Origin of the sequence: Streptomyces sp., from assembly GCF_035563135.1 — a bacterium.
Lineage (GTDB): Bacteria > Actinomycetota > Actinomycetes > Streptomycetales > Streptomycetaceae > Streptomyces.
The window spans coordinates 1-8,847 of the sequence record NZ_DATMVN010000770.1 but is presented as its reverse complement, the minus strand read 5'-3'; the positions used below and the strand labels follow the sequence as shown (position 1 = coordinate 8,847).

General features: G+C 70.0%; 9 protein-coding genes. 7 read left to right on the top strand and 2 right to left on the bottom strand.

The features are described 5' to 3' along the window. Window positions 1–15 precede the first annotated feature (15 nt). Window positions 16–1,602 carry a glycoside hydrolase family 20 protein gene (locus VN520_RS34275; protein WP_325750850.1) on the bottom strand — a complete coding sequence of 529 codons (1,587 nt, stop codon included), beginning with the start codon at window positions 1,600–1,602 and terminating at the stop codon, window positions 16–18. Window positions 1,603–2,005: 403 nt separating this feature from the next. On the opposite strand from VN520_RS34275, the gene VN520_RS34270 reads away from it, so the two are divergent. The 7 genes from VN520_RS34270 (at window position 2,006) to VN520_RS34240 (ending at window position 7,842) form a co-directional block, all read left to right on the top strand. Next, the gene (locus VN520_RS34270) at window positions 2,006–2,536 is read left to right on the top strand and encodes a 2-oxo-4-hydroxy-4-carboxy-5-ureidoimidazoline decarboxylase (RefSeq protein ID WP_325750849.1); all 531 of its coding nucleotides are present in this window, start codon (window positions 2,006–2,008) and stop codon (window positions 2,534–2,536) included. A gap of 167 nt (window positions 2,537–2,703) precedes the next feature. Continuing rightward, window positions 2,704–3,084 (top strand): succinate dehydrogenase, cytochrome b556 subunit, encoded by a 381-nt coding sequence (sdhC, locus tag VN520_RS34265; protein WP_104788456.1) that lies wholly within the window; start codon window positions 2,704–2,706, stop codon window positions 3,082–3,084. Between the two features lie 5 nt (window positions 3,085–3,089). Then, a complete protein-coding gene (locus VN520_RS34260) occupies window positions 3,090–3,569 on the top strand; it encodes a succinate dehydrogenase hydrophobic membrane anchor subunit (RefSeq protein WP_325750848.1) in 480 nt (159 codons plus the stop codon). A 30-nt stretch (window positions 3,570–3,599) separates the two neighbouring features. Next, entirely contained in the window at window positions 3,600–5,354 is a 1,755-nt protein-coding gene (gene sdhA / locus VN520_RS34255) for a succinate dehydrogenase flavoprotein subunit (RefSeq protein ID WP_325750847.1), read from the top strand. Next, a complete protein-coding gene (locus VN520_RS34250) occupies window positions 5,354–6,121 on the top strand; it encodes a succinate dehydrogenase iron-sulfur subunit (protein WP_325750846.1) in 768 nt (255 codons plus the stop codon). The genes sdhA and VN520_RS34250 overlap by 1 nt, the downstream gene beginning before the upstream one ends. Before the next feature lie 173 nt (window positions 6,122–6,294). Then, window positions 6,295–6,885: a hypothetical protein gene (locus VN520_RS34245; RefSeq protein WP_325750845.1), complete on the top strand. Its 591-nt coding sequence runs from the start codon at window positions 6,295–6,297 to the stop codon at window positions 6,883–6,885. Window positions 6,886–7,008: 123 nt separating this feature from the next. After that, window positions 7,009–7,842 carry a TetR/AcrR family transcriptional regulator gene (locus VN520_RS34240; protein WP_414720039.1) on the top strand — a complete coding sequence of 278 codons (834 nt, stop codon included), beginning with the start codon at window positions 7,009–7,011 and terminating at the stop codon, window positions 7,840–7,842. 118 nt (window positions 7,843–7,960) lie between these two features. Here the strand turns inward: VN520_RS34240 and VN520_RS34235 are convergent. Continuing rightward, window positions 7,961–8,847: metallophosphoesterase (locus VN520_RS34235; protein WP_325750844.1), on the bottom strand; the 887-nt coding region annotated here is incomplete at its 5' end.

Sequence of the window (8,847 nt, the reverse complement as noted above, 5' to 3'; positions counted from 1 at the left end):
CGCTCCGCCACGGTCTCAGCGGGTCTCCTCCGCCAGCTCCTGGAACTGCGCCCAGGTCAGCTTCGGCTCCCGCGGGTCCCACAGCTTCTGGGAGACCGCGTTGAGCGGCATCCGGATCCCCGCCGCCACCTGCGCCTGGGTCTGCGCGTTCGGGAGGTCGCCCCAGACGGCGAACCGGCCGCCCAGGATCTGCTTCGAATAGCGCTCGGCCACCGGCTCGGTGCCCCGCAGGACGAACGGGGTCCACTGCTCGTAGATCCGCTCACCGGTCGGGTAGGTGAAGTCGTTGGGCTGGCCGAGCACGTAGTAGAGGTACTCGTCGTTGAGGTTGACCACCTTGCGGCCCTCGGCCAGATAGTCCTGGGGCGGCCGGGCGCCGATCTCCTTGCCGGTCCAGTACTCGACCTCGATGCCCTTGTCGGCCGTGACCGTCCCGCCGCTGAAGAAGCCGTCGTTCCATGCCTTGGGGATCTTCCCGGCCTTGCGGACGACCGCGGCGCGGTCGTTCAGCCAGCCCTCCGCCAGGTCCTGGATGGTGGCGTCGTCGCCGTACTTCTCCCGGGCCGCCGCGGCCAGCTGCGGGTAGGAAGCCGCGGGGTCGCTCACCGTGAGCGCCTGGTACTCGTCCGCGCCGACGTGGAACCAGCCACCGGGGAAGAGCTCCGCGTACTCCTGGAGCAGGTCGTCGACGATCTCCGCCGATCCGGCCTTCGAGATGTCGACGGCGCCCTGGCGCGCCACGCCCTGTGTGTTGCGCAGCTGGAGGTCGGGGTGGGCGCGCATGACGGCACCCAGGTGCCCCGGGGAGTCGATCTCGCCGACGACGGTGATGTGGAGGCTCCGCGCCAGCTTCAGGATCCGGCGGACCTCGGCCTTGGTGAGGTGGTCCTCGGACACCACCTCGGGGTGGGACTCGGACTCGATCCGGAAGGCCTGGTCGTCGGAGAAGTGGAGGCCGAGCTGGTTGAGCTTGAGGTCGGCCATCTCGCGCAGCCGGTCCTCGATCCAGTCCGCGCTGTAGTGCTTGCGCGCGATGTCGAGGTTGAGTCCGCGCTGCGGCCGGTCGGGGGTGTCGCGCACCACGCCCTCGGGCACGCTGCTGTCGGCGTTCAGCGACTGCTTGAGGGTGCGGGTCCCGTAGAAGACGCCTGCCTGCCCGGGGCCGCTGATCGTGACCCGGTCGTCCTCGGTCTTCAGGGTGTACGACTCCGGGCCGCCCTTGCCCGAGGCCGCGAGCGCCAGCTCCACGTCACCGGACCGGGCGGGCTTCTCACCCCGGTAGCCGATCTTCAGCTCCCGCGCGAGCAGCTTCGCCTCGTCGGCGAGCTCGGGGTCGGCCGCGACGACCGTGCTGTCCTCGGCCGGTTTCCAGCCGGGCCCGCGGGCGGCTGCGTGCTCACGGACCGCGGGTATCGTCCGCGGCGTCGTGGACAGCGGATAGCTCCGGGTGGGCGACGGCGCGGCGGACGTACGGGACGAGGCCGACGCCCCGCTCCCGGAGCCGGGGCCGGAGCCCTCGGGCCAGGCGACGACGGTGAGGGTGACGGCGGCTGCCACCGCGACGGCGGCGCCGGCCACCAGGGGTGCGCGTGAAGGCGACATCGGTCAGAAACCTCCGGATCGGGGGAGAAACAGTTCAAAGAAGATGAAAAAGCCAGGCATTTCCCCCGCCGATACGTCCATCAAGCGCTCCGAAACTCTCCCGTGCGGGTGAATTTCTCGCATCCTTCGACTGTGCGTTGCCCGGTCTCGTTAGCGTGACAGCACATAGGAATCAGTCCTCACTCCCGTCCCCCGCGCAACCTCGTCGCTCTCCGGCCCCTCTCCAGGGGCACAGAAGCCATTCATTCGAGGAGTCCCGCTGTCCAGGTCCAGCGAGTCCCACGCCGACCTGCCGAAACCCCAGCAGCAGGCCGGGCGGACGGCCGTACCCGTCCAGCACCGGGGTCTCGCCCCGGCCCTTCGGGGTGCCCCGGCGGAGGCCTCCGTTCCGGAACCAGTGTCCGTGAGTACCCGCCCGAGTGCCCACTCGAACGGCCTCGGACACTTCAACGCCTGGCCGCGCGACCTCGCCGAAGCCGCCCTGCTGGAGTGCTGCGGCAGCACCCGCTGGGCGCAGCGGCTGGCCGCCCACCGCCCCTACCCGGACCTGGACACGCTGCTCGCCGCGTCCGACGAGGCGGGGTACGACCTCGCGCCCGCCGATCTCGCCGAAGCGCTCGCCACGGAGAGCGCCCCCTGCCTGCACCATGACGCACCGCGCGCCGCCCACCTGGCGCTGCGCGCCGCGCACGCCGCCTACGAGAGCCGGTTCGGTCATGTCTTCGTGATCTGTCTCGACGGCCTGCGCCCCTCCCAGCACGTCGACCAGGTGCTGGCCGCCATCCGCACCCGGCTGACGCACGAGCCGGACGAGGAGCGCGCCCTGACCGCTGAGGAGATGCGACGACTCGCCCGGGGCCGCATCGTCGAGCTGCTGACGGAGGCGGGCCGGGCGTCCGGTCCCTTCCCGCCGGTGGCATATGACCCCGGGTAGCCCGTCCGTGCCTGTTTGGCTGCCGCTTTGATCACACCTGTGGGCCCCGCCGCCATGGAACCGACAAAGCGTCGCTACGATGGCCAGGGCCGGTGGACCGTACCCGGCCGGGTCAGACCGACAGTCAAGCCGGCCGACCCCAATCCCCGCTCCCGGAGGGTTCTTCCGTGCCGGCTGGAACGCTGTACCGCGGCCGGGAAGGCATGTGGTCCTGGGTGGCTCATCGAGTCACCGGTGTCCTCATTTTCTTCTTCCTGTTCGTACACGTCCTGGACACCGCTCTCGTGCGTGTCTCCCCCGAGGCGTACGACGACGTCGTGGCCACCTACAAGACCCCGCTCGTCGCGCTGCTCGAGTACGGCCTGGTGGCCGCGATCCTCTTCCACGCGCTGAACGGTCTCCGCATCGTCGCCGTGGACTTCTGGTCCAAGGGCGCGCGCTATCAGAAGCAGATGCTCTGGACCGTCCTGGGTATCTGGATCGTGCTGATGGTCGGGGCCCTGTACCCCGTCCTCGGTCACGCCGTACGTGAAGTCTTCGGGAGCTGAGGCCGATGTCCACCGAGACACCTACTTCCGCGATCGGCGATGTCGAGGGCGTCAGCCAGTTCGGCGTCGACAACCCGGCCCCGGTGATCGAGCCCCCGCGCAAGCGCACGGGCAAGACCCCCAAGGGTTCGCGCACGAACTTCGAGATGTACGCCTGGCTCTTCATGCGCCTGTCGGGCATCGTGCTGGTCGTCCTCGTCATCGGCCACCTGCTGATCCAGCTGGTCCTCGACGGGGGCGTGTCCAAGATCGGCTTCGCGTTCGTCGCGGGCCGCTGGGCCTCGCCGTTCTGGCAGGTCTGGGACCTGGCGATGCTGTGGCTCGCCATGCTGCACGGCGCCAACGGCCTCCGTACGGTCATCAACGACTACGCCGAACGGGACAACACCCGCTTCTGGCTGAAGATGCTCCTGTACACCGCCACGGTGTTCACCGTCCTGCTGGGCACGCTGGTGATCTTCACCTTCGACCCGAACATCCGCTAGGCGCCGGGACAGAGGGACCAGAGGGAAACCATGCAGATCCACAAGTACGACACCGTCATCGTCGGCGCCGGCGGCGCCGGCATGCGCGCGGCCATCGAGTCGACCAAGCGCAGCCGCACCGCCGTCCTGACGAAGCTCTACCCCACCCGCTCCCACACGGGCGCCGCGCAGGGCGGCATGGCCGCCGCGCTGGCCAACGTGGAGGAGGACAACTGGGAGTGGCACACCTTCGACACGATCAAGGGCGGCGACTACCTGGTCGACCAGGACGCCGCCGAGATCCTGGCGAAGGAGGCCATCGACGCCGTTCTCGACCTGGAGAAGATGGGCCTGCCGTTCGGCCGTACGCCCGAGGGCCGCATCGACCAGCGCCGGTTCGGCGGTCACTCCCGCAACCACGGTGAGGCCCCGGTCCGCCGCGCCTGCTACTCGGGCGACCGCACCGGCCACATGATCCTCCAGACGCTGTACCAGAACTGCGTCAAGGAGGGCGTGGAGTTCTTCAACGAGTTCTACGTCCTGGACCAGCTGGTCGTCGAGGAGGACGGCGTCAAGAAGTCCGCCGGCGTCGTCGCCTACGAGCTGGCCACCGGCGAGATCCACGTCTTCCAGGCAAAGGCGGTCATCTACGCCTCGGGCGGCACCGGCAAGTTCTTCAAGGTGACGTCGAACGCGCACACCCTGACCGGTGACGGCCAGGCCGCCTGCTACCGCCGTGGCCTGCCGCTGGAGGACATGGAGTTCTTCCAGTTCCACCCGACGGGCATCTGGCGCATGGGCATCCTGCTGACGGAGGGCGCCCGCGGTGAGGGCGGCATCCTCCGCAACAAGGACGGCGAGCGCTTCATGGAGAAGTACGCGCCGGTCATGAAGGACCTCGCGTCCCGTGACGTCGTGTCCCGCTCCATCTACACGGAGATCCGTGAGGGCCGCGGCTGCGGTCCCGAGGGCGACCACGTCTACCTCGACCTCACCCACCTCCCCCCGGAGCAGCTGGACGCCAAGCTCCCGGACATCACCGAGTTCGCGCGTACGTACCTCGGCATCGAGCCCTACACGGACCCGATCCCGATCCAGCCGACCGCGCACTACGCCATGGGCGGCATCCCGACCAACGTCGAGGGCGAGGTGCTGGCCGACAACACCACCGTCGTCCCGGGCCTGTACGCCGCCGGCGAGGTCGCCTGTGTCTCCGTGCACGGCGCCAACCGCCTCGGCACCAACTCGCTGCTCGACATCAACGTCTTCGGACGCCGGTCGGGCATCGCCGCCGCCGAGTACTCCGCGAAGAACGACTTCGTCGAGCTTCCCGAGAACCCGGCCCAGCTGGTCCAGGAGCAGGTCGAGCGGCTGCGGAACTCCACGGGCACCGAGCGCGTCTCGGCGCTGCGCCTGGAGCTCCAGGAGTGCATGGACGCCAACGTGATGGTGTTCCGCACCGAGCAGACGATCAAGACCGCGGTGGACAAGATCGCCGAGCTGCGCAGGCGCTACCTCGACGTGTCCATCCAGGACAAGGGCAAGCGGTTCAACACCGACCTGCTGGAGGCCATCGAGCTGGGCAACCTGCTCGACCTGGCCGAGGTCATGGCGACCTCCGCGCTGGCCCGCAAGGAGTCCCGCGGTGGCCACTACCGCGAGGACTACCCGAACCGCGACGACGTCAACTTCATGCGCCACACCATGGCGTACCGCGAGGTCGCGGACGACGGCACCGAGTCGATCCGGCTCGACTACAAGCCGGTCGTCACGACCCGCTACCAGCCGATGGAGCGTAAGTACTGATGGCAACCCCGACCCTGGACAAGACCGACAAGGCCGAGGCCGGCTTCGCCGACACCCCGTACATCACGGCCACGTTCCGGATCCGCCGCTTCAACCCCGAGGTCTCCGACGAGGTCCAGTGGCAGGACTTCCAGATCTCGATCGACCCGAAGGAGCGTGTGCTCGACGCCCTTCACAAGATCAAGTGGGAGATGGACGGCACCCTGACGTTCCGTCGTTCCTGCGCGCACGGCATCTGCGGCTCCGACGCGATGCGGATCAACGGCAAGAACAGGCTCGCCTGCAAGACGCTGATCAAGGACATCAACCCGGAGAAGCCGATCACGGTCGAGGCCATCAAGGGCCTCACGGTCCTCAAGGACCTCGTGGTCGACATGGACCCGTTCTTCCAGGCCTACCGCGACGTCATGCCCTTCCTCGTCACCAAGGGCAACGAGCCGACACGCGAGCGTCTGCAGTCCCCCGAGGACCGCGAGCGCTTCGACGACACCACCAAGTGCATCCTGTGCGCCGCGTGCACGTCCTCGTGCCCGGTGTTCTGGAACGACGGCCAGTACTTCGGCCCGGCGGCGATCGTCAACGCGCACCGCTTCATCTTCGACTCGCGTGACGAGGCCGGTGAGCAGCGTCTGGAGATCCTCAACGACCGTGACGGTGTGTGGCGTTGCCGCACGACGTTCAACTGCACGGACGCCTGCCCGCGTGGCATCGAGGTCACCAAGGCGATCCAGGAAGTGAAGCGCGCGCTGATCACCCGTCGCTTCTGACCCACGCGTCGCCCCGGGAGGCCCCGTTCCGCGCACGTACTGTGCGGGAAGCGGGGCCTCTTGGTGCATCGGGCGGGCCGGGACGGTACGGTCATGCGGAGCCTTCGACGGCTCGCCTCTCCCGGTGCAGCACAGCACGGGAGCAGATGGCTTGATGGAGAACGGGGAACGTTGTGAGCGATCCGAATCCGTACGCGGACGACTCATACAAGTGGGGCCCGCCCCAGCCGCCGGGAAATCCGCCCACGATGCCCGACGGCCAGGGTTACGGCTATCCGGCCCCGGGCGCCGCTCCGGCGTACGGCTATCCGCAGCCGTTGCCGGACGGCGCCGCGCAGCCCGGCCCCGGTTACGGCTATCCGGACCCCGGCCGCCCCACGGAGCCCGGCTTCAACCTGCCGGCGCAGCAGGGCGGCGGCGGAGTTCCGGTGCTCGCGCTCGGTGACATCACGGTGATGAACGACGGCATCGTGACCCCGTCCGGCACCCTGCCGCTCAAGGGCGCGGTGTGGACGGCGACCGACATGTCGCGCACCGAGGAGAAGATCCCGACCGTCGGCATCGTGCTGGCGATCGTCTTCGCGCTGTTCTGCCTCATCGGGCTGCTGTTCCTCCTGATGAAGGAGAAGCGCACCACCGGCTTCGTGCAGGTCACCGTCACCAGCGGTGGACGCCACCACCAGACGATGATCCCGGCGACGGGCCCCGAGACCTTCCAGTGGGTCATGTCGCAGGTCAACACCGCACGTTCGATGAGCGCCTGAGACCGGGCCCGCCGCTCCTCCCGCCCCTCCCCACGCACCGCGCTCCGGTCTGCCACCGGAGCGCCGCACCGGCCGTTCCCGCCCCGGCCCCGGTGCGAGGGCCTGCCGGTTAGCCTTGGGACCGTGGTGAAGCAGGAGAAGAACGTGGCGGACGCGGACGGCCCGGAGCCGGCCGGAAGCGACGGGACGGCGCGGAGGTCCAGGGCGCCGAAGAGCGAGCAGACCCGCACCCTGATCCTGGAGACGGCCCTCCGGCTGTTCGAGGAGCGCGGTTACGACCGTACGACGATGCGGGCCGTCGCGCAGGAGGCGGGCGTCTCCGTCGGGAACGCGTATTACTACTTCTCGTCGAAGGAGCACCTGGTCCAGGGCTTCTACGACCGTCTCGCCGCCGAGCACGAGGCTGCGGTGCAACCCGTCCTGGCGGGGGACAGGGACCTCGCCGTCCGCATCCGGGGGGTGCTGCTCACCTGGCTGGACGTGGCCGGGCGGTACCACCGTTTCGCCGCGCAGTTCTTCAAGAACGCGGCGGACCCGGACAGCCCCCTTTCCCCCTTCTCCCCGGATTCGGCCGCGGCCCGTGAGGCGGTCGTCTCGGTGCACGAGCGCTGCCTGTCGGGCTCCTCGGCCAGGACCGACCCGGAACTGGCGGCACTGCTGCCGCAGTTGATGTGGCTGATGCAGATGGGCCTGGTGCTGTTCTGGGTCTACGACCGGTCCGAGGGCACGGAACGCAGCCGCCGGCTCGTCGAGCGCACCGCGCCGATCGTCGCCCGGGCGATCGCGCTCTCCCGTTTCCGGGTGCTGCGACCGCTCGTCCGGCAGGTCCACGACGTGCTGGTGGAGTTCATGCCGGGAGCGCCCTCGCCCGGGGCGTCCTCGCCCGGGGCGCCTTCACCCGGGGCGCCCTCGCCCGGGGCGTCCTCACCCGGCGCACAGGACGTCGGAGCCGGCTGAACTCCCACAGCCACCGGACCGGTGCCCCCGGACCGGTGCCGCCGGCCCCGCGTCGGGGAGGCGCTGGACGGGGCCGGGGCACGGGCTGTGCGTGGCGTGGCCGCGCTCGGGTTCCGGTTCAGGCCTGCGGGGAGGCGAGTTCCACCACGGTGATGTCCGAGGGTGCGCCGACCCGCACGGGCGGCCCCCAGGCGCCCGCACCGCGCGAGACGTACAGCTGGGTGTCGCCGTAGCGTTCGAGCCCGGCGACGGTCGGGTTGGCGAGGCCGGCCAGCAGGTTCCCGGGCCAGAGCTGGCCCCCGTGGGTGTGGCCGGAGAGCTGGAGGCCGACGCCGTACTCCACCGCGTCATCGATGACCACGGGCTGGTGCGCGAGGAGGACGGAGGCGCGGCTGCGGTCCCGGTCGCCGAGCGCCCGCGCGAAGTCGGGCCCCTGGCCCTCGCTCTCCCCCGCGACGTCGTTGACTCCGGCGAGGTCGAAACCGGCGATCTCGACGCGGTCGTTCTCCAGCGGGTGCAGGCCCAGCTCGCGCACGTGGTCGACCCATTCGGCGGCGCCGGAGAAGTACTCGTGGTTGCCGGTGACGAAGTAGCTGCCGTGACGTGCTTCCAGCCCGGCGAGCGGCTCGGCCGCCGTCCCGAGATCGGCGACGGACCCGTCGACGAGGTCTCCGACGACGGCGACCAGGTCGGAGTTGGTGGCGTTGATCGCGTCGACGATGCGCCGGGTGTGGGAGCGGCCCAGGACGGGGCCGAGGTGGATGTCGCTGACGACGGCGATCCGGAAGCCGTGGGCGGAGCGCGGCAGTCCGGCGAGCGGGATGGTGACCCGCTTGGTACGGGGGCCGCGCAGCACCCCGTAGGTGCCGTATCCGACGGTTCCGAGCCCGGCGAGAGCGGCCGCTCCGCCGACGGCGCGGGCGACGAACAGCCGCCGCGAAGGGTCGGCGACGGACGGCGCGGGCTCCTCGGTGTGCGGCGCGGGGACCGTACGGGTGCTGCCCG

Excerpts from the sequence above, each read along its gene's own strand:
- VN520_RS34275 (WP_325750850.1), bottom strand. The coding sequence starts at position 1,602 with ATGTCGCCTTCACGCGCACCCCTGGTGGCCGGCGCCGCCGTCGCGGTG.
- VN520_RS34260 (WP_325750848.1), top strand. The coding sequence starts at position 3,090 with ATGTCCACCGAGACACCTACTTCCGCGATCGGCGATGTCGAGGGCGTC.
- sdhA (WP_325750847.1), top strand. The coding sequence starts at position 3,600 with ATGCAGATCCACAAGTACGACACCGTCATCGTCGGCGCCGGCGGCGCC.
- VN520_RS34250 (WP_325750846.1), top strand. The coding sequence starts at position 5,354 with ATGGCAACCCCGACCCTGGACAAGACCGACAAGGCCGAGGCCGGCTTC.